Source organism: Sediminibacterium roseum (assembly GCF_009939005.1).
Lineage (GTDB): Bacteria > Bacteroidota > Bacteroidia > Chitinophagales > Chitinophagaceae > Sediminibacterium > Sediminibacterium roseum.
Genome location: NZ_JAACJS010000011.1, coordinates 353,238 through 374,731, shown reverse-complemented (window position 1 = coordinate 374,731; position 21,494 = coordinate 353,238). Strand labels below are relative to the sequence as shown.

17 protein-coding genes are annotated in these 21,494 nt (G+C 46.8%); 12 read left to right on the top strand and 5 right to left on the bottom strand.

From position 1 onward, the window contains the following. Positions 1 to 9 precede the first annotated feature (9 nt). The 5 genes from GWC95_RS06920 (at position 10) to GWC95_RS06900 (ending at position 4,492) form a co-directional block, all read left to right on the top strand. A complete protein-coding gene (locus GWC95_RS06920; protein ID WP_161817958.1) occupies positions 10 to 336 on the top strand; it encodes a carboxypeptidase-like regulatory domain-containing protein in 327 nt (108 codons plus the stop codon). Positions 337 to 659: 323 nt separating this feature from the next. Further along, a complete protein-coding gene (locus GWC95_RS06915) occupies positions 660 to 1,328 on the top strand; it encodes a response regulator transcription factor (protein ID WP_161817957.1) in 669 nt (222 codons plus the stop codon). A gap of 267 nt (positions 1,329 to 1,595) precedes the next feature. Further along, complete coding sequence (locus GWC95_RS06910; protein ID WP_161817956.1) at positions 1,596 to 1,967, top strand: response regulator; 372 nt, start codon at positions 1,596 to 1,598, stop codon at positions 1,965 to 1,967. Positions 1,968 to 2,171: 204 nt separating this feature from the next. Next, a complete protein-coding gene (locus GWC95_RS06905) occupies positions 2,172 to 3,332 on the top strand; it encodes a sensor histidine kinase (RefSeq protein ID WP_161817955.1) in 1,161 nt (386 codons plus the stop codon). A gap of 149 nt (positions 3,333 to 3,481) precedes the next feature. After that, positions 3,482 to 4,492 (top strand): metal-dependent hydrolase, encoded by a 1,011-nt coding sequence (locus tag GWC95_RS06900; RefSeq protein WP_161817954.1) that lies wholly within the window; start codon positions 3,482 to 3,484, stop codon positions 4,490 to 4,492. 49 nt (positions 4,493 to 4,541) lie between these two features. Here the strand turns inward: GWC95_RS06900 and GWC95_RS06895 are convergent, their stop codons facing one another. From GWC95_RS06895 to GWC95_RS06880, 4 genes are all read right to left on the bottom strand, one after another. Further along, positions 4,542 to 5,708, bottom strand: a complete 1,167-nt coding sequence (locus GWC95_RS06895; RefSeq protein WP_161817953.1) for a phospholipase D-like domain-containing protein — start codon at positions 5,706 to 5,708, stop codon at positions 4,542 to 4,544. Between the two features lie 224 nt (positions 5,709 to 5,932). Then, positions 5,933 to 6,667, bottom strand: a complete 735-nt coding sequence (locus GWC95_RS06890) for a LytR/AlgR family response regulator transcription factor (RefSeq protein ID WP_161817952.1) — start codon at positions 6,665 to 6,667, stop codon at positions 5,933 to 5,935. Then, entirely contained in the window at positions 6,664 to 7,779 is a 1,116-nt protein-coding gene (locus GWC95_RS06885; RefSeq protein ID WP_161817951.1) for a sensor histidine kinase, read from the bottom strand. Before GWC95_RS06885 ends, GWC95_RS06890 begins: the two co-directional genes overlap by 4 nt. A 171-nt stretch (positions 7,780 to 7,950) precedes the next feature. Continuing rightward, the gene (locus GWC95_RS06880; protein ID WP_161817950.1) at positions 7,951 to 10,416 is read right to left on the bottom strand and encodes a TonB-dependent receptor; all 2,466 of its coding nucleotides are present in this window, start codon (positions 10,414 to 10,416) and stop codon (positions 7,951 to 7,953) included. Between the two features lie 311 nt (positions 10,417 to 10,727). Here GWC95_RS06880 and GWC95_RS06875 point away from each other — a divergent pair, with 311 nt between their 5' ends. The 3 genes from GWC95_RS06875 (at position 10,728) to GWC95_RS06865 (ending at position 14,741) form a co-directional block, all read left to right on the top strand. Beyond that, positions 10,728 to 11,063: a hypothetical protein gene (locus tag GWC95_RS06875; protein ID WP_161817949.1), complete on the top strand. Its 336-nt coding sequence runs from the start codon at positions 10,728 to 10,730 to the stop codon at positions 11,061 to 11,063. A gap of 154 nt (positions 11,064 to 11,217) precedes the next feature. Continuing rightward, positions 11,218 to 13,617, top strand: a complete 2,400-nt coding sequence (locus tag GWC95_RS06870) for a TonB-dependent receptor (protein WP_161817948.1) — start codon at positions 11,218 to 11,220, stop codon at positions 13,615 to 13,617. Beyond that, a complete protein-coding gene (locus GWC95_RS06865) occupies positions 13,617 to 14,741 on the top strand; it encodes a PepSY-associated TM helix domain-containing protein (protein ID WP_317164098.1) in 1,125 nt (374 codons plus the stop codon). The genes GWC95_RS06870 and GWC95_RS06865 overlap by 1 nt, the downstream gene beginning before the upstream one ends. A gap of 178 nt (positions 14,742 to 14,919) precedes the next feature. Here GWC95_RS06865 and GWC95_RS06860 read toward each other — a convergent pair whose 3' ends face one another. Continuing rightward, positions 14,920 to 16,371 (bottom strand): redoxin domain-containing protein, encoded by a 1,452-nt coding sequence (locus GWC95_RS06860; protein WP_161817946.1) that lies wholly within the window; start codon positions 16,369 to 16,371, stop codon positions 14,920 to 14,922. 570 nt (positions 16,372 to 16,941) lie between these two features. On the opposite strand from GWC95_RS06860, the gene GWC95_RS06855 reads away from it, so the two are divergent. The 4 genes from GWC95_RS06855 (at position 16,942) to GWC95_RS06840 (ending at position 21,327) form a co-directional block, all read left to right on the top strand. Further along, entirely contained in the window at positions 16,942 to 17,286 is a 345-nt protein-coding gene (locus GWC95_RS06855) for a hypothetical protein (RefSeq protein ID WP_161817945.1), read from the top strand. Positions 17,287 to 17,353: 67 nt separating this feature from the next. Next, positions 17,354 to 18,232 carry a GLPGLI family protein gene (locus GWC95_RS06850; protein WP_161817944.1) on the top strand — a complete coding sequence of 293 codons (879 nt, stop codon included), beginning with the start codon at positions 17,354 to 17,356 and terminating at the stop codon, positions 18,230 to 18,232. A gap of 54 nt (positions 18,233 to 18,286) precedes the next feature. Further along, positions 18,287 to 20,980 carry a TonB-dependent receptor plug domain-containing protein gene (locus GWC95_RS06845; protein WP_161817943.1) on the top strand — a complete coding sequence of 898 codons (2,694 nt, stop codon included), beginning with the start codon at positions 18,287 to 18,289 and terminating at the stop codon, positions 20,978 to 20,980. Between the two features lie 119 nt (positions 20,981 to 21,099). Then, the gene (locus GWC95_RS06840) at positions 21,100 to 21,327 is read left to right on the top strand and encodes a hypothetical protein (RefSeq protein WP_161817942.1); all 228 of its coding nucleotides are present in this window, start codon (positions 21,100 to 21,102) and stop codon (positions 21,325 to 21,327) included. The last annotated feature ends 167 nt before the right edge of the window (positions 21,328 to 21,494 follow it).

Here is a 21,494-nt window from a genome sequence, read left to right as displayed (position 1 = left end):
TAAAATGTTATGAAAAATGACCAATGGGTACTGCCAGCCCTGTTCCTGGCAATGGTTGCGCTGTTCGCTTTTGTGAAGCACCAACAGCCAGACCGTGCAGTGGTTAAAGGAAGGGTAAAGCCATACAACGCCGCACTACATGTGTGGGCCGTCTCTGAAAACGACACATCGGTGGGCGCCGTGCAGAACGGGCAGTTTGAGATCAGGAACCTGAGACCGGGTAAATACCGCGTGATAGCAGAAGGACTTCGTCCTTACAAAGTAACCACCAAACCAGACATCACACTCAATGCCGGGGCAATCGTGGATATTGGGGAGATCGTTCTCGACCAGTGATCTTTTCGTTTAACAACCTGACATACACAAGGACCGGTTTAAATGCCGGTTTTTTATTTCCGGGAATCAATGAACAGGAGTCTGAACGGCCAAGCCTGAACAATAGCCCAATTACGCACAATTTTTTGGGCGAACTTCAAAAACAAAAACTTCGGTCGTTTGCGGTAAGCTTTTGAAACCGAATACATTATTGCAACCAAAGTTTTTCCGGGAACATGCGCCGGGGAAAAAATAAAAAATACCGTGTAAATACGGGGTGGGCAAGGGGGAGACTTTTATATTTTTGTCCGGGGCAACCAGTGATTTAATTAAAGGGGTTTACAATGGGGCAAAACATTCGTGTTTTAATTGCAGATGATCACCAGGTTTACCGGGAAGGGCTGAAATCCATTATCCACCGTTTTCCGGGTATTACCGTTTCGGGAGAGGCAGGTACCGGCAGCGAAGCGGTGTCTTTTGTGCGGGACCAGCAACCGGGCGTTGTTTTGATGGACATCATTATGCCCGGTATGAACGGCATTGAAGCGGCCCGCATCATACGACAGGAATTTCCAAAAACATCGGTCATAGCGGTTTCAAGGTTTACAGATCGTATACATGTAATTGACATGATACATGCCGGGGCGATGGGTTATTTATCGAAAGGCTGTACCAAAAAAGAATTGCTTGATGCCATCTATTCCGTTTCGCAGAATATTCCGTATTACTCAACAGAAGTGGCCCTGATCCTGAACCAGCTTACGGGGCACCGGAATTTCCAGGTAAACAAAGACGGTCATGAGTCTGGCCTGTTCACCCGCAACGAGCTCCGCGTGATCGAGCTGATCTGCCAGCAAAAAACGGCAAAAGAGATCGCCGAAACCCTTTGCCTGGGCGTGAGAACGATCGAGGGCTACCGCAAACGCATCGAAGAAAAAATGGGTGTGCGAAACACGGCGGGGATCGTTGTTTACGCGATCAGGAAAAAGATCTTTTTGCTTCCGCCGGAGTAATTGCGGGCGATGCATCATCCAATTCGGGTAGAAGTTGCCGGGGTATTCACCCTTTCTTTGACGGCATCGTGCAAAATGAAAAAAAATAGTTTGCTATAAAAAACAGAACCGCTATTTTTGATTTACAGGCGGTTTTTTTACAGTCCTTGATCATACATCACTAGCAACAAATCACACAAAATTTTAAGGTAGTACATCCTGCATTTACAATGCATGGATACGCGCGTGTTCCCCCAATTAAGATTAGGCAACCCTAAACAACCGCTTATGCAGAAACATATATTATTGATTGACGATGACCCCGACGAGATAGATATTTTTATAGACGCTTTCCGCGATGCGGGGCTCGATTACAAATACGATGCGGCACCCAATGCCCTGGAAGGATTGAAATTCCTGCGGGAAACAAAACCCGATTACATTGTACTCGACTACAAAATGCCCAAAATGAACGGGCTCGAGTGCCTGGTGGAGATCAAAAAAATGCCTTCCCTGGAAGATGTTCCCGTAGTGATGTATTCGTCGTCCCTCGACGAAGAGATCATCGAAACCGCACAGATCCTGGGCGTTTCGGGTTGCGTGGTAAAACCGTTCGATATGCGGATGCTGCCATCGTTGCTGCAACCCTATTTAAAATAAAGCTGATCAAAATATAGCTTGTTTTATCCGGGACTTTATTATCTTTGTTCAACCGCTGAAAGGCTGGAATTACTACATACTATCTGCTTTATTTGGGTCTGCCAAAGTGCATTTTCATCTTCTTTTAATTTTTACCTGCATACTTTTATCGCTCCAGATACTTCGCTGATGGTGTGAACTGATTGCGGCAATGGACTTATAGATATGGACAAACTAACTGACTTACCTGGGAGGAACCTTCTCCAGGCGATTTTTGATACCTTTAACAGTGGTATACATGTTTACACCGCCATACGCGATGAACATGACCAGATCGTTGACTTTGAGCTCGTGATGATGAGCAAGAAAAGCGCTGCTTTCAAAGACAGGGCCGACGCCGTGGGCAAAAGACTGCTCCGCGATTTCCCGGAGTTCATCGGCCAGCTCGAAAACTTCAAACAGGTTGTTGAAACGGGTATTCCCAAGAGCTACGAGGTGCACCAGAATTTTGGCGGCGCCAATATGTGGTTCCTGGTTTCCGATTCCAAATTCGGGGATGGATTCATCAATGTATGGGAAGACATTACTGAACACAAACAGGCCGAGGAAAAGATCAAAGAACTCAACCGCACCCTGCAGATCAACAACCGCGAACTGGCATCGCTCAACTCCGAGTTAAAGACCTTTAACCAGATCGCCGCAACAGACTATACAGACACGCTGAAAAAATTATACACCAATCTCGAGTTCATCATTTCGAATGATGCAAGGAAAATGTCTGATGAAGGCAAGGCCAATGTGCGCCGCGCGCAATCGGCCATTCAGAAAATGAAATTGCTTACGGAAGACATCGTTGCCTATTCCAGCATACAGACAAAAGACACCGATCTGCAACAGGTGAACCTGGTTGTAATGCTGCAAAGCATCCAGGAAGATATGACGCGTGTTTGGCCGGGTATAGAATTTAAAATGGATTGCCAGGACGAGATGCCGCTGATCTGGGGATACCCGTTCCTGCTCACGGTGCTTTTCAACCACCTGATCGACAATGCCATTAAGTTCAGGAAAGACAGTTCAAACCCGCTCATCCACATCGGTTGCGCCGAAACCGATACGCCTGCGCTGGAACACCCTGCGGCCATACCGGGCACGCGTTACAATCATTTTACGATCGAGGATGAAGGCATTGGCTTCGACAGCAATTATGCGGAAGATATTTTCAAGATCTTTTACCGCCTCCATCCCAAAGGCGCCTATAAGGGTTCCGGCATCGGGCTGGCGATCTGCCGGAAGATCATGGACATACACGGCGGCTTTATCACTGCCGAAAGCGGTGAGGGAAGAGGGGCAAAGTTCCATTGCTTTTTCCCGGTAGAAAAGATATAGGTTTGGGATGGGTTAAAAATGGTGTCTTTTCGCAAGAGAAGCGCTTCCTTTGTTCTTGCATATTTAGTACGGTTCACTTATTTAGTTCAATTAACCCCATCATCCGGCTAATAACTGGAATGAAATTTTAATACCATCCCAAAACACCATTGGATTCTCTTACACACATAGCACTCGGCGCCTGTATGGGCGAAGCGTTTGCCGGGAAGAAACTCGGAAAGCGCGCGATGATCTGGGGTGCAGTGGCACAGAGCGCGCCGGATATCGATTTCCTGGCATCCCTGTGGATGAACAGTTCTTCCAACCTGCTCGCGCACCGCGGGTTCACACATTCTTTGCTGTTCTGTTTGCTCGCTACCTTTTTCCTCGCCTTCCTTGCCGAACGGTTCCATCGCCCGCACAACATCAGTTTCAAAAAATGGGCTGCGTTTTTTGGTGCCGTTATCTTTATCCACGTGTTCATCGACGCATTTAACAACTATGGTGTTGGATGGTTTGAACCTTTCAGCCACTGGCGGGTTTCGTTCAATGCGATCTATGTGGCCGACCCGTTCTTTTCTATATGGCCCGCCATTGCCTGCGTTGCACTCGTTGTTTTGCGGAGATCGTCTGCCGCCCGCAAAAAATGGTGGCGGTTTGGTTTGAGCATCAGCGGTTTTTACCTGTTGTATTGCCTGCTCAATAAAACCGTGATCAACACAGAGGTAAAAGACATCCTGCGCAGGCAGCATATTTCCTACACCCGTTACTTTACAACACCCGCTCCATTGCAGAACTGGTTGTGGTTTGTGGTTGCGGGCAACGACAGCGGTTATCACGTTGGCTACCGTTCGCTGCTCGATCAAAAAAAAGAAATGCATTTTCAATATTTCCCCCGCAACCAATACCTGCTGAAACCCGTGGACAAGCAGGAAGACCTGCGCCAGCTCATACGCTTCTCCCAGCAATTCTATACCGTTGAAAAATACCAGGACACGCTTGTGTTCAACGATCTCCGTTTCGGACAGGAAGTTGGTTGGTACAACCCGCGCGGAAAATTTGCCTTCCACTATTACCTCAATTTCCCTGGAGAAAATACGCTTGTTGTACAAAGGGGAAGATTTGCAGGCTGGGACGCAACAACGATGAATGCTTTTTTAAGAAGGATAGCAGGAGAGTGATTTGGTGAATGAGGGAGTCAACACAACCATCTAAATACGTCCGAGATTCTCACCGTCTTTTATAGTAAAACGTTGCCACATAAAACAGGGTCCGTATGGCCTGGTACGACGCCCATCTTATAAATTGCTTGAAGATGTTTTTGGTCTTTTGCAGTGTTTCCGTGGTAATGAGCGTAGACTCGTTCTGGATGATGTCTTCCAATGTGGCCTCTACCTGCGCTGCGAATGATTTGTTCCTGATATCTACATTGAGCTCGATGCTGGTGTAGGCGCTTATGTTGTTGATGTTGTACGACCCGATCGTTACCCATTTGCCATCGCACACGGTTGATTTTGCGTGCAGCACCGCCGGCTCATACTCGTAAACCTGGATCTTGTTGCGCAAGAGCCAGTCGTACAGCCACCGCTCGGCATTCTTCGACAACTTTACATCCGATCTTCCCGCCACGATCACCTTGATCACCACACCCCGCCTTGCAGCTGCCCTGAGGCGGTCGCGTATGATTTTTCCCGGCAGGAAATAGCTGCAGAGGATGGTGATATGCGACTCGGCTTTGCGGAGCATTTCGGTGTAGGTAGACGAGATCTCGCTTTTCCGCCGCACCCAATCGTTCCGCCTTACGCGGATCTCAACGCTTTCGGAAGGGTCGTAATGAAAAGTTTTGTTTTCGTTGCAGGTGATTGACCCGGGCTCCATCCTGAAGCCGTTCCATGTTTTGACGCAGACAAGGCAGAGTTCTTTTGCGGCATCGCCCTCTATGTACACATTCAGATCGAGCCATGCCTGAACGCCCGGCATATCGTTGTACCGGTTCGAGATGTTTTTGCTCCCCGTTACTGCGCACTGTGCGTCTACAACAAGGATCTTATGGTGCATCCGCCTGCCGAAATAAAAATGTTCGCTTTTTAACAGGGGTTGAAAGAAGCGGAATTGTACGCCTGCACTCTCCAGGTCGCCGATAAAGGTCTTCGATAAGGCCTGGGATGCATAGCCATCTACCATCAGGTAAACCTTTACGCCTCGCCGCGCAGCTGTCTTTAACGCGTCTGCAACGAGACGGCCGGTTTCATCGTCTTCAAAAATATAGGTCTGCAGGTGAATGCTACTGCTTGCCTGCGCAATCAGCGAAAGGATCTTCTCAAAATACTCTTTCCCGCCACGGATGAGCTGGGCCTTGTTGTTGTGCGAGTATTGTTTGGAGATCTTTCTTTTCATCAAGGTTGGCGGATTTACGCTTCGGTTATGCTAGTAACGGTTTGCAAGGCGGTATTGTTGTATGCTGAAATGCGCTCGGCCGTAAAAATGACCCACACACCCTACAATATCCTTAATAAAAAATTGTGCCTGTGAATATTGTGGATCGCAGCGGGTTGAGGCGAGGGGGCGGGGTTGAATGGTTCGCGTGCAAAACGCAGGGTGGCCGTGTTCAGGCGTTTGGTTCAGATGATCTTCCCCGTGATCAGCTGCATCAATTCCGCTTTGTAAGAATCTCCGATCAGGATCTCTGCGTTCACATCCTTCAGCAAAATAAGATTGCCCTTGATGCCGCTGATCTTTTTGATGGGTATGATGAACGACTTGTGTACGCGGATAAAACTGCTTTTGGGCAAATGGTCCTCTATTTCTTTCATACTCGCGTATACCAACGTTCTTTTCGTGCCCGAAGTAAAGGCGATGTAATTCTTCATCGCTTCGATGTAATCGATGTCCTCGAAGTTTAAGCGCTGCAGCTCGCCCTTTGTCCCGGTTTTTACAAAAATATGATCGTCTTCGGTAGCAGGTAAAGACGCATGCGGCGCTGCCGTATTTTCTTTTTTCTCGCTGATCCGCTCTTCAGCTTTCTGTATCGCCTGCAGGAAACGAGCGAACCGGATGGGTTTTACAAGGTAATCCACTACATTCAGGTCATAGCCTTTTAAGGCAAACTCGCTGTATGCTGTGGTCATGATCACATGGCATTTTCCCTGGAGCGTTTCCACGAAATCGATTCCTGATAACTCGGGCATCTGTACATCGAGGAAGACAAGCTGAATATCGTTGCCCGACAAAAAATGCAATGCCTCTACCGGGTTTGTAAACGTTGCTTCGAGCCGGAGGAGCGGGGATTGTCCTACATGATTCACCAGCACATCAATGGCCGGTTGTTCATCGTCTACTATAATGCAGCGTATCATAGCGAATTGATGATTAGTTCTGTTGAATAAAAATTGGCGTCCTCATCCACTTTATAACTGTAGGCATCGCCGTACATGATGTCGAGCCGTTTTAAAATATTCTGTAACCCGATGCCGGTTGAATGGTCTTTGAACCCCGGGTTCTTTTTGTTCCAGCAAAAGAAATACAACCGCCTGCCGTCTACCGTGATCCTGATGGTAAGCGGTTTGGCAGGGTCCTTCATGTCTCCATGTTTGAATGCGTTTTCAACCAGCGTGATCAGCACGAAGGGAACGATCTTCGCACCGGCGGTAACACCACTTACTTTAAGCTCTACATGCAGGTTGCTGCTGAAACGGAACTGGTTGATGCGGATCACATTCTCGAGATGCTCTATCTCGTCTTTCAACAATGCTTTTTCATCCTTGCCACCTTCGTTGAGTGCGTAGCGCATAATGTCTGACAAACACAAAATGCCCTCCGACAACTCCGGGCTCAGTGGCAGGGCCTTCGCATAAAAAAAATTCAGTGTATTGTGGAGGAAATGGGGGTTGATCTGTGCTTTCAGGAAATTGAAATTTGCCTGCGAATTTTGTATCTCCAGTTCCAGCTTTTGATTTTCAAGGATCTTGTTCTTTTTCTGTTCATCGCGCAGGCTCGTCAGGTAAGCGATGAGGAAACCGATCGCCGTCATAAAACAGGCTCCCAGGAAAGTGGACACACCCACCACTACCGGGCTTAGATCCTGGCTGCTTTTCTCAGGAAAAATATGCAAAACCGTTACATAATACGCGCTGTATACACCCATGATCAGCAAAGTGAGCGGAACATATTTCTTGAACGGTTTACGGTCGGCTGCGAGCGAGTAATAGGTATTTACAACGTAGTAATAAAAAGTGGACAGGAAAAGAAAGGCAATGCTGTGCGACAACAGGCTGCGCAGGGTAAACAGCGACCGAACTTTGCCTCCGTCGGGCAACAGGTACGTAAAAAGCAACTGCAGCAAAAACATCACCAAACAAAAAATAGCAGTAACGGCTGCCACTCTTTTGAAGGAATATCTTTTGCGCTGTTTCAGATCGTATAATTGCTTGTTTCGTAAAAATAAGGAATTAGCAAGATCTTTTGTCATAACTGCCGCGGTTTGCGTGAGGCGAATAACGAATGGTGAACAGTAAATGGATGTGGCCCCTGGCAAATGGTGAGTGGTGTGTTATCACCAGACTACTCACCACTTACCGCATTGCCACTTACCACCCACCGTTCACCATTCACATTATTCTCTGCTCACCATTCATATTCACTAATTTCCACCGATACCCAATCCACCGGAACCACTGCCTACGCGTTTATTTTCTTCTTCTGTACTGTTTGCGCGCTGGCGGGCGGCTTTTACGCCGTTGTTACCAAAGCGGTAGTTGAAGTTGATCCTGATCTGGCGCGTTTCGCCCTGTTGAACAAGCTCCGTACGCTGACCGGAGAAATTGATGTTTCCACGGAACTTAAGCGTATTGAACGGATCGCTTACGGATACTTTGATAGATCCTTTGCCCTGCATGATCTGTTTAGACAAACCTGCATTGATGCTGTAGATCGATTTTCCTTCAAAGCTTCCCATGTACACGGTAGGTGCATTGTAGAAAGCCGTAAGTTCTGCGCCCCATGTTTTTGTTTTACCAAACCTCAGGTTGTTCTGGATCACTGCATTCAAACCAAATGCATTCAGGTCAACGATACGGCCTGAACCGTAATCGGCTTTGTAATGCGAGTAGTTTGTATTAACACTGGTGAACATGCTGAAATTTCCTTTCTGGAACGGATAGCTGATGCTGAGGTTCACGATATCCTGTGTTGCAAGGTTTTGTTTCGAAATAAATGTTTTCGATTTGCTCGCTGTATCCAGCAACATCGTGAACAGGTCAGATACATGGCTGTAGCTCAATGTGCTCACAAGCTTGCCCTTGTATACATTCGTTACGCTGTATGCATTGGTGTATTGCGGGCGCAGGTTGATGTTTCCTTTTTGCGAAGTGTACTCATCCAGCTTGTTTTCAAACGGGTTCAGGTCCTGGTAGCCCGGCCTGTCGATACGGCGGCTGTAAGAGAGCGTCCACTGGTTCATCGGGTTCTTTGTAAAGCTGATCGATGCACTTGGGAACAGGTCCGTATAATGCCGCTGGAAGCTCGAATCGTAATTTACATAAGTGCCTCCTGCGTTTTTCAAACCGGTAGAACGTCCGTCTGTATTGGTATTTTCCATACGGAGGCCAACCTGGATCATGATCGTCTTGAACGGACGCATATAGCTCAGGTATGCTGCATTGATGTTTTCTTTGTAACGGAAACGGTTGCTGCGGTCCTTGTCGAGGATCTTACCCGAAGTAAACACATCGTAACGCTGGAAATCGTTGTCGGTTTCAACAAAAGACGATTTGCCGCCGAAACTGATCTTTCCTTTTTTCAGGTTCTTGTCCCAATCCGCCTTCACCGAATTGATGGTGATGTCTGATGGTGTCATCATCTGGTAAATCACGCTGTTGATCACGGTTGTTCCACCCGGGTTGTAATAATAGTTGGGTTGGAGCTGGTCGCCCGTGATGTGGTAGTTACCATGGTCGGCATTCAAAGCGAATACGTTGCCATTCGTGTTGGTAAAAGTATAGTTCAGGTTTTCGTTCAGGTTGTTCCTTACGCCGGCGCTTTTGTTGTTGGCAACAAGTACACGGTTGGTAACGCCTGTTGGAATGTATGCGATCGGCGTGCTGCTGTTTGTCTGCGCGTCAAAATCTACAAACGAACCGTTCACCATCACACCGAAAATGCTTTTCTTGTCGATGTAATAGTCCATACCCACTTTCACATTGTGCGAAGGCTGGTTTACCAGGATCAGGCTTTTCTGGTCAAACGAAGAATCCGCTACTGTCCTTTTCAAGGAAAGGCGTTGTTCGTTCCAGCCTGTATTGTAGCTGTAGGTTCCGAACAGGTTCACTTTTGTGTCGCGGTAGTTGAGCGAAAGGCCCGCATTGTATTTTGCAAAGGTACCGATGCTCCATCCTGCATTGACAGAACCGTTTACACCGAGTGATTTATTTTTTTTCAGTTTGATGTTGATGATACCCGCATTACCTGCCGCTTCATAACGTGCAGAAGGGTTGGTGATCAGCTCGATCGATTCGATCTGGCTCGATTGTAATGTTTTGAGGTAGTTGGCAAGATCCTGTCCGCCCAATGGTGAAGGGCGTCCATCGATGTAAACCTGCACACCTGTTTTGCCAGCGAGACCGAGGTTATCGTCTTTATCAACCGAAACACCCGGCGATTTGCGCAGGAGCTCCAACGCATCGGAACCGATGGCGTTGATGGTAGATTCAACGTTCACAACCATTTTATCCGCTTTCACTTCAACCATTGGTTTGCGCGAGGTAACGGTTACATTGCCGAGGTTGCTCGTGATCTTGGAAAGCTGTAGCGGCGCCACTTTCACATCAGCGCCCGATAAAGTAAGCGGGGCAGAGAAAGCAACTGAAAAACCGGTGAACGATGCGTTCACGAGGTAATTACCCGCGGGCATGTTGACAAACAGGTATTCACCTTTGTCGTTGCTCACGCCGAATTTGGCAATAGAAGAGTCTTTTGCTCTAAGCAGTGAAACGGTTGCGCCTTTTACAGCCGCACCGGTTTCGTCTTTCACCGAACCTGAAACAGTCTGCGCCTGCAGTCCTGCAACGATCAACAACTGAAGCAGTAAGGTGGTAAACAATTTTGGCATAAAATTCATATTATAGGGTTAAACTTTTATTCAGGCCCAAACTTAGAAACGCCGCCGGGGCCCGCGAAAAACATTATACAAAAAGGGTTATTGCCGCTATAAACAGGTCGTCACCGGTTCTTACGGCCTTATTGCCGGTATAAGTAGCCGTTTGAAGGCGATTATTACAAAAAAAAGCCATGAAAAGCCGAAATAGCGGTTCACAGGTATAAAAAGGGCAAAACGGCCGCCGCGGCCAGGTGCACAATTATTTAACATGGAGCCGTTGCAACGTTGGCAGAACCCTGCGGGTCAGTATCAAAAATCCTGGTATGAAACGTTTCCTGGCCGCCGCCTGTATTTTATTTTCCGTCTATGCCTGCACAAAGGAAGACAACGCCAACGGGCTCCCGCCCGCACTCCGGGCGATGATCGACAGCTCTGGTAATTGTACCTGCGAGCCCTTCATCAACAAATACGAATGGAGGGAGAAGATCGTGTACCTGTTTTCTGTAAAGGGCCCTGCCTGTCTTTCAACGCCGTTTTTCTTCAATGAAGACGGAACAAAGTTGGGCCTGCCGGCGAATTATACTTACGCAGATTTTTCATTGGAGGCGAAGTTTGTTGCGAAGGTTTGGGAGTGCACGGAGTTGAGAAATAACAATTGAGGCTTTGTATTATATATTGATGGGCCGCTTTGTTCCTGCTCACACCAACTGTCACACAACAGTCAGTTTCCCTTTTGCGTAAATAGCTTTTCCCGTTTTTGACAATGGCGCCATTCTTCGGCCTTTACTTTCGCGGCCGTTAATGGAAAACGCTATGAAAAAAATATACAGTACGGTTATTTGTTTTTTTGCTTTGCTTTTATCGGTTTCGGCTTCAGAAACGGTGGAGGGCAATGCGGTGATCAGGGGAAGGATCACAACGGCCGAAGGTTCCGCCGCACCCGACGTTGCCATCCAGGTAAAGGGTTCTTCGAAGGGTGCCATCAGCGACGACGGCGGTAATTTCCTGATCCGCGGTTTGGCGGCAGGTTCTTACGAGCTGCATATCTCGCTGGTGGGTTACCAGGAGGTAAATGAAAAAGTGGTGCTGGGCGCCAATGAAACCAGCGTGATCAACATCCGTCTCCAACTCACCCAAAAAGAACTGCAGGAAGTGATCATCCGTTCGGGTGTGCGCAGTTACAGGGCGGCAACGGTTTCATCCTCGCTGCGTTTGCAGGCGCCTTTGCTGGAGATCCCGCAAAACATACAGGTGGTTACGGGCAAAGCGTTGAGCGACCAGCAGGTCATCAGCATGAGCGATGGCGTGATCCGCAATGTGAGCGGCGCAGTGCGCATGGAACATTGGGGCGATATGTATACCAACATTTCCTCACGCGGCTCGCAGATCCAGGCTTTCCGCAATGGGTTCAATATGGTGAACTCTTATTGGGGGCCGCTTACCGAAGACATGAGTTTTGTTGACCACATCGAATTTGTAAAAGGGCCGGCAGGGTTTATGCTGGGCAACGGCGATCCAAGCGGCATGTACAATGTTGTGACAAAGAAACCCAGCGGGCAAACAAAAGGCGAAGCGGGTTTCACCATCGGCAGCTTCGACCTGTACCGCGCTACGCTCGATCTTGATGGAAAACTGAGTGAAGACGGAAAATTATTGTACAGGTTCAACCTGGCGGGCCAACAGAAAAAATCGCACCGCGCCAACGAATTCAACAACCGTTACACGTTTGCGCCGGTGATCTCTTACCAGCTCGATGAAAAAACCAAACTCACCGCCGAATACACATGGCAATATGCAAAGATGAGTGATGTCGGATCGTTCTACGTGTTCTCAACAGATGGTTTTGCAACGCTGCCGGTTGGCTTTACGCAGTTGCCCGCAGGATTGCCCGCTACCAACATCAACGACCACAGCGCATTGCTCAACATCCAGCACCACCTGGGCAGCAAATGGAAACTGACCGGGCAACTCGCATACTCTAATTATTACCAGAACGGAAGCTCGATGTGGCCAAACGCAGTGAACACCAATGGAACCATGATCCGCGCCGTAGGGAGCTGGGAAGCGAAAAGCACCATGACGATGGGGCAGTTCTTCCTGAACGGCGATGTTACCACGGGCACGGTTCGCCACCGGATATTGGGAGGTATTGATGTTGCAAACAAAGAATATTTTGCAGACTGGGGACAATCACATGCACTCGATACCGTTGGCGCGGAATTCGACACACGCAATCCATACCTGGGAACGCCGGTAAACGGCTACCCGCATTTCGATTACAGCACACCACTCGAGCAACGCGCAACCGCGATAGGTGGCACGATGGCGCTGAGAAACACGGGTGTTTACCTGCAGGATGAACTGGGTTTTTTCGAGAACCGCATCAGGTTAACACTCGCAGCGCGCTATACAACCGTAACACAATCGGAATGGGGCGGCGCACCCACTACGGCAGACCGTTTTACACCACGCATAGGGCTTAGTTTTTCTTTGGATAAACAAACCACGGTATATGGGTTGTTCGACGAAGCCTTTATTCCACAGGCGGGAAAACTGGCAGGTGGCGGAAAGGTAAAACCGATCACCGGGAGCAATCTCGAATTCGGTATCAAACACGATTGGGCAGGCGGAAGGTGGAACACCGGTTTGAGCGTGTACCGCATTCTCAAAAACAATGAACTGACCGCAGACCCGTTCAGTGCGCCAACATCGGGACTGAGCATTGTAATGGGACAAAAGAAAGCGCAGGGTGTAGAGTTCGATCTCAAGGGGCATATCGCAAAAGGGCTTGACCTGGTTGCCAACTATGCATATACGGATTCAAAAGTTACAAAAGTAGCAGCGGGCGTAACATCGATCAAAGTGGGGGATGTGGTTCCGGGTTATGCAACACATACCGCAAATGCATGGATCACTTACCGTTTGCAGGATGGCGCCTTGAAAGGGCTTGGTTTCTCAGCGGGCTACATGTTCCTCGATGGAAGAAATACATTCTGGGATGTTTCGCCGGATCCAGCCAAAGTATTACCGGCGTATCACAAAGTGGATGCGGGCCTGTCTTACGAAAAAGACAAAATGACCATCAGCCTCAACGTGTTTAATGTGATGAACAAATACCTGTACAGCGGTTCGTATTATGCATGGCTCTCTGCATACAACTGGCAAACAGATCCGCCAAGAAACCTGCGGTTGGGCGTGAACTTTCGATTTTAATGGCTATGAAGTTTAAGAAGATAATCGGTTTTATCCACCTATGGCTCGGGCTTGTGTCCGGGCTGTTGGTTTTGTTCCTGGGGTTAACGGGGTGCATGCTTGTGTTCCAGCGCGAGATTGAAACGGTGACCAATCCCTTTCAATACATCAAAGAAAGATCGGGAACAGACATGCTGCCTTCGGCGCTTAAAACCATTGCGGAAAAACAATTGCCGGGCAAACATCCCCACAGCATCCTGTACCAGGAAGGAAAGGCTGCGCAGGCTATTTTTTATGGAGATGAGTATTACGATATCGTTTACATCCATCCATACACCGGCGCTGTTCAGAAAGTGAAGAACATGAACCGTGATTTTTTCAGGATAGTGATCGGCGGGCATTACAACCTGTGGCTACCGGTAAGCATCGGGCAACCGATCATAGCCTCTGCAACGCTTGTGTTTTTGTTTATGATGATCAGCGGTATCGTTCTCTGGTGGCCCAAAAACAAGGCCGCGCGCAAACAGCGTTTCAAAATAAAATTAAACGCGCGCTGGCGAAGAAAAAATTACGACCTGCACAATGTGCTCGGGTTTTACATGTCGTGGATCGCGATCTTTATTGCGATCAGCGGGCTGGTAATGGGCTTCCAGTGGTTCGCAAAATCTTTTTACTATGCAACATCGGGCGGCAAACAGATGACGCCTTATTACGAGTCTGTGTCGAAGAAAACCAAACAAAGCGACACAACTTTTTCAGCGGCCGATGCGGTGTATGCAAAGATGCGTGCGTTCTATCCCGATCGGTCTACCAGCATCGAGATCCATTTTCCTGTATCGGATACCTCGGCCATCGAAGGCGCAGCCAACCCCGATCCGGGCACATACTGGAGAGCTGACTACCGTTATTTTGATCAATACAGTTTAAAAGAGATCGATGTTACGCATCCATACGGGCGCTTTGCAGGTGCGAAAACAGCAGATAAGATCGTCCGGATGAATTATGATGTGCATGTGGGATCGATCGGCGGGTTGCCAACAAAGATCCTTGCTTTTTGCGCGAGCCTGGTGGCGGCGAGTTTGCCGGTAACAGGGTTTTTGATCTGGTGGGGAAGAAGAAAAAAAGCCGTTAGTACAAGCGTGTAACGTTTATGCCGCAGCATCCGCGCTGTTGGCAAAGTTGAGATCCAATAGCTGCTCCGGAGTTTTTTTTGCCCGCAGGTGCCGTACGTCATTGCATCGTTTGCATAAAAAAAACTCCCGCATTGCTGCGGGAGCCTGGTGGATCACCACCCTTGCTGTTATCTCCGATTGCTTGTCTGAGCTATTTTAAAAGTGAATTCACTTCTTCGTTAAATTCTTTGATAAAGGCCTCGTAATGTTCGCCTGTTGCAGGGCCAGAAAAACCGGTGTGGATCTTTGCCACTTTCCCGTTGCGGTCAACAAAAATGGTTGTGGGAAAAGAAACAAAATTCTGCAACGCGGGAAGCGACGCAACCACAGCCTGTTTATCGGCTACGCCGCCGAGCAGCAACGTATAATTCAGGCTGTATTGTTTTTGAAAACGGTTGAAGGTCTTTTTTACAAAAGCCGCATCTGTCTGGCGTTCGTATTGCAAGGCGATCACCTCGATGCCGCGCGATTTATTTTTCTCATACCAGGGCCCGAGAAAAGCTGCTTCGTCCATACAGTTCGGGCACCATGTGCCGCCGATGCTGATGATGAGTGGTTTGCCTGCGAAACGGGCATCGGAAGAGCTCACTGTTTTTCCCTCAGCGTCGGGGAAACTGAAACTGATCCTGTCGTTGCCTTCTTTGAGTTTGGTAAGCGCATATGCATCGGGCAGCGCTGCGTTCTTGTTAAACGTTGCTTTGAAGGGAAGGGCTCCGCGTGCGTTTACGTTTTCACCCGAAAGACTTCCATCTGCATTGATCACTGCAGTATAATAAGAAGGAGAGGAGCCGATGAAGGCAGACAACTGGATCTTGTTGTCTTCAATGGTTCCTTCTAAAAAACGGGAATCGCCGGTAACCCGAAGAAAGGTGGCGGTGAGTTTGTTTCCTTGCTGTTTGAAGATGCCCACGGCTTTTTCCTGACGCTCGCCATTGCCAAAAACAACATCGTAGGTGCCGGTGATGTCTTTGGTAGCGGCGGAACCTGTTTCGTCAAAACGGTAGCGTTGGCCTTTTTCGGCTTTTACAGGCGTTGGGTTGCCGCGCAGGTCCTGCCTGCGCAGGATGCCGTTGAGTGTTCCGTTCTGGTAACCGAGCGCGAGTTCGTTTTCAAACAAAGGGAAAGGAACAAACAGCGAATCGCCTTCGATGCGGAAAGGGCCGGCGGGAAATCGTTCATCGCCGTTCAGCAGGAACACGTTGCCATCCTGCTCCACCGCAAAATGGAAAGGAACCTGTACGCCGGGTTTGATGGTAAACAACCCTCTCCAGGTGCCGGCCACCAACGCTGGAACAAGAACAGGGTTTGGTGCTTTTCTCAACTGGACATTTATTTCATCGTTACCTGACAATCTGATCTCCTGTGTCTGGTACGAATCGTATTTGAACACCAGTATGGAATCTTTTTCAGAAACGGGAATGGTAAAAATGCCATCGGTTTGACTGCCCGATTCGAGTTTACTGTTCTGCGCCAGGATGTGCACGCCCTCCAATGGAACCGAATTCAAAGCATCGGTAACCACGCCGCGGATGATGCGCTGCTGCGCGTTGGCGGACTGAGATAATATAAGGACAAAGGCGAGAAATAGGTTTGCGTTTTTCATAAAATAATTATAATCCTACTAAATTGGTAGACAAATATAAAACCCCGTACCGGAGTTCGGAAAAATATTTTTTCATTATGTAATGGATGAGTGTGAAGCGGGCTTTTGCATTCGTACTTGTTAATACATAGGAACTCCTCACCAGGTTTGTTTTGACATTTACAGTGTTGATGATCATTTTGCAAATACAAGAATTTTGTTCGTAGCGAATTATTTTTGTAATAAGTTGTACTTTCTACGAATTTTCTTTTTTAATATTCGATATTTTGTATATTTGAGCAAGAGTCTGCCACAATTCCCCCCCCCGAGGCTCCTGTCGTTTTTTTCCGCAAACAAGAATGACGATAACAGAACACTAATACCTCCGTTTGTAGATTTCGTGTCTAGAAAGGCGTTTCCGGAAAAATGCTGGTTATATCAGCATATATGGCGATGACCGGATTTGAGTTGTATGTGATTTAGCAAAAGTGAATGTGTGGCTTGGGAAATCTGCCAATTAGCGACAAAAACTTTTTATATCGCTCATAAGTCACTTTAGCAAAGATTTTTCTTTACTTAAAACTCAAAACAATGAAAAAACACCTGTTAGTCGTGTTGATCTGCATCATTGCCGCTTCGACACTTTTTGCTGCCGCTACACCTAAAGCAGATGCATCCTCAAAAACCACGGTTAAGCCTGCAATGGTTAAATCAAAAGAAAAGAATGCTGTTAAAACTGAAGCTAAGAAGTTTCGGTATGAATGCAGGTCTTTTCCTTATACGGCCGTTTGTGAAACTATGCCAATGGATGCTACTATCTGCGGCAATAATCTTCCACCAGAAGATGATGAAAACGATGTTTGGTGGCACATGATGTTATCTGTTATGTACGAAATAGATGATATCCTTTGCCCTGGTTACTGGAGTATCCCGTAAATTAGATTCATTTTCGGGGGGGTGGTCGTATTCGTCAATCACCTCCCTGATTAACATACGCACCGTTATGAAAAATCTTGCCTTTATTACGCTTCTTTCAGCTTTATGTCTTAACCGACAGAATGTCTCGGCGCAACCGACCTTCTCTGAAACGGCCTTATATAAGGTGGCCTATAAATTTATCTACTCCTATGATACAACGGACTTTAGTAAGAAATCGGTTGAAAACATGAATTTATACATAGGGCCATCAAGTTCGGTTTACCGCTATGCAGAGTTTGAGTCGTATCAAAAGGAGTCTTCAAGAATGAGAGAGGAATATAAAACGATGTTGAAGACTGGTGACAGATCGAAGCCACTTTCGCATAGCGCCAACTTCAGGAGATCTTCGCCTACAGAACTATTCAAAAAAAACATGGACAACAAACTCTATCGAAAGGAAGTATTGGTGGGCATGGAATATGTTATTGAAGACATATTGCCGAATATTAAATGGGACATACTGCCCGAAACAAAAATGTTTGGTGCCTTAAAGGGCCAGATGGCAAAAGGCCGTTTCCGTGGGCGGGATTATACCGCTTGGTTTACAATCCAATATCCCATCAGCGCGGGACCTTGGAAACTTTCCGGATTACCGGGCATTATACTCGAAGCGTATGATGATAAAAAGGAGGTTGTGTTTGAATTCGCAGCTTTTGAAGTTGCAAAAAAGGAAGGGCCAACATTGATAACCCTAGCTTCTAATTATATCAGGATCAAACAGACAGAATTTGATAAATTGCAAAAGTTTGCGCGGGAAGATATAGCCGGTTTCGTAACCAGCAGGCAGGCACAACAAGGGATTTCTGTTACCCTGGATGGAAAAAGTCTAGAAACTGTCTACAATAGCAAACCAAGGTCTAAGGTGGAGAAATCGCCTATCAACAATAAAATCGAAAAACAGTGATCGTAAAACCAAAATGAGTCCTCGCATTATGTTGTTTCCTAGTATTCGTTATAAATGTCTAAATCATTTCAAAATCCTGCTTATTACTTCCTGATCTTAGTTGCGGTACTATGCCATGCAAGCACCTGTGAAGGACAATTCATCGATGGAAAGCTGGTCGACCGAGAAACAGGCGTTAACATTCCTTCCGCGCTGGTTTCCCTTCAGGATAGTGGCTCTGGACTTGTATTATCCTACACTACAACCGATAAAGCTGGCCTTTTTAAAATACGATTTGCGAACACACTCGGTAAAACCCTTTGGCTCAAGTTCAATGCTTTAGGTTTTCACCAGGATTCTTTACGGGTTGGGAATCAATTGGAAGGTTTGTTGATTAAACTGGTTCCCTTTGTAAAAGAGCTGCCTTCGGTAACTGTGAAGAACAGGAAATCGTTTCTGAATAGTAAGCCAGATACATCATCTTACAACGCCGAAGCATTCACGCAAAAGCAGGACCGCACTATAGAAGATGTCTTGAAAAATGTGCCTGGAATTGAAATACAGGAGTCCGGACGAATATCTTACAACGGAAGAGCAATCTCCAATTTTTATATCGATGGCGATGATATTGTAAGCGACCGGTACACGATCGCAACCAGGACTATCCGCCCCGAAATGGTTGATAAAATCCAGGTCATTGACAACCACAATGCCATCAGGGTTCTTGAATCGGCCGTACTCAGCAACCAGGTGGCATTGAACCTAAGTCTTAAGAATGAAGCTCGACTCGCCCTACTTGGAAATACAAAAGCTGGTGCAGGCAACAGAGATGTTTATACCTTAGAGGCGAACTTGCTCAGTTTTAAAAAAAACCTGAAGTTTATAGACCTCGTGAATGCCAATAATGCAGGGGTAGAGATTGCCAGCCAGTTATCCGCGCACAATATCACTGAACTTGCAAGAAGACTGGACCACAACACCACGAGAACTTTACTGACTCCGGTCGGTGCGGGTTCTCCGGAGATCGGGCAGCAACGATACCTGTTCAATCATACCGGGCTTGTTACGCTGAACAACAGTTTTTCGGTAAAACCGGAGACTAACATCAGATTCAATATGTATTACCTGCAGAACAATAAAATGGTTTCGTCGGATTCCAGATCCGTTTTTTTTCTGCCAACATCTACCATTACTTACAATGAAAATAAATCGCAGAAATACAGCGAGAAAAGTTTCAATTCCGAATTAACGGCTACTGTTAACAAAAAAGATATTTACCTAAACAATATATTATCCTGCAATGTGTCTAACCCTTCAGTTGCTGCCAGCCTGGTACAAAATGGGAAAGCGTTTGCGCAGCAATATGCCAATAGAAACTGGTACATTTCAAATGACCTGAGTGTGATTAAAAAAAGTGCAAACAGGAACCTCTCCGAATTTACATCGTATTTCTATTATAAAAAATCTCCTGAAAAATTATCGTTGTCGCCGGGTCTTACTGATTCAATATTCAATTCGGGCGTGCCTTATCAACGGATCACCCAATCTGTAATGCTTTCAGATTTTTTTTCAAATCAAAGTTTTTCATACCGGGTCGTAAGCGAGTTCTTGGTGCAGCATTATAAGGCAGGGGTGATTGTGCAAGTACAGCAACTTGGGTCGGATATGACTACGATCGACGATCTGGGCACGCTTAAAATACTAACTGATTCGTTTGCAAACAACATCCTTTGGAAGCATTACAAAGCCTATATAAAGGCAGATTATGATATCATCAACGGCAAGCATCGTGTTTCAGTATCTTTCCCTGTGTACCTGCATATCATAAGCAAAGAAAGTGCAGACGGAGCCAAAGAGGAACGTTTTACCAAACCGATGTTTTCGCCGCTGTTCAGATGGCGCTACGATATGGGTAAAGAAAATACTATTTCCACAAACTACCAGTTCGCCATCTCTCCCACCAGTATTTACGAAAGTTATGACAACTACATCCTTTCAAATTATTTGTTGCTTCAGTCATGGAAAATACCTGTAACAACCAATACACGCCATTCTTTTTCTGTTGGCTGGATGGGCCGCAAATCGGCCAGGTTGCTGACCGGAAACGCGTCTATCGGATTTAACACTGGCGTGAATGGATACCTTCCAGGCAATTCCTATAGAAATGCTTTAGAAATACAGAATAACGTGGAGGGAATGGTACGAACAAGCAATTTGATTTTTAATTCAGGTATATCCAAACACATCTTTTTACTTCGTACCAACTTCTCGGCGAACTTGGATATTCAGAAAAGTGATTATGAACAATTGTTACAGGAGCAGTTAAGTAGGTTCGTGGAGGTTCGCAGTTCAATTTCCCTAAAAGCGCAAACAAAAATAGCTGTATGGTTAACGGGCCTCTACAATATCAGCTATACAGTCAGTAAAAGCAGGAACCGCAACTATGAAATAATACCGGAACAATCTGCGTCGCAGGTTAATCAGCACTTTGAATTAAATATTTTTCCGATGTCAGGGCTATCTATGAAGCTTAGTGGAGACAAGTATCGGACTATCAGAAACCAATCCGTGCTGTCCGGCGCTTTTTTTACAGACGCGCAGGTCTTATACAATTTTGGGAAAAGAAAGATTGAACTGTCTCTCAACGCAACCAACATTACCAATCCTACGGATTTCACAACGTTGACAATAAGCGGGAACAACAGTAAACAAGTGAGTTTCCCGCTCCGGCGTTCCCAGGTTGTTTTTTCGCTGCGTTATTGGTTTTAGATGGCGTTGAAACAATGGCATCGTTGTGGCTCCTGCCAGGCAATGCCGACTTGTGGCCAGCTTGGAATTGGCAGATCGAGGAACAGATGTCCGGATCGGTCAACATTTATCTGGTTAAGGTGGTAAATCCTTCCGGGCTGGGGGTTGACCTCGAGATCAAAGATGAGCGCGGCAGCCAGTTGTCCCAGACATCTTCCAGGCAACCACGTTTCAGCCAGTTCGTTGATTTTTCACAGGCCGTTGATGGAAATTATGTACTAACGATTACCGATGGCATCAGCACCATTCGTAAAAACATACCTGTAAAAACCAATGTGGTTACCGTACGGGCGGTGGGAGTTGAGTAAGGAAGGAGGATTGAGTCAATAATAACATTTGGCGGATAAATGCGTCCGTCGCCAAAAACAAATGCGATCGCTTTATGGGCTGGTCGCATTTGTTTTCTGCATCTAATATTTGCTTTGGCCTCTGCAGCGGGCTGACTTTTTGGATTTTTTTGAAGGGAAATCATGCT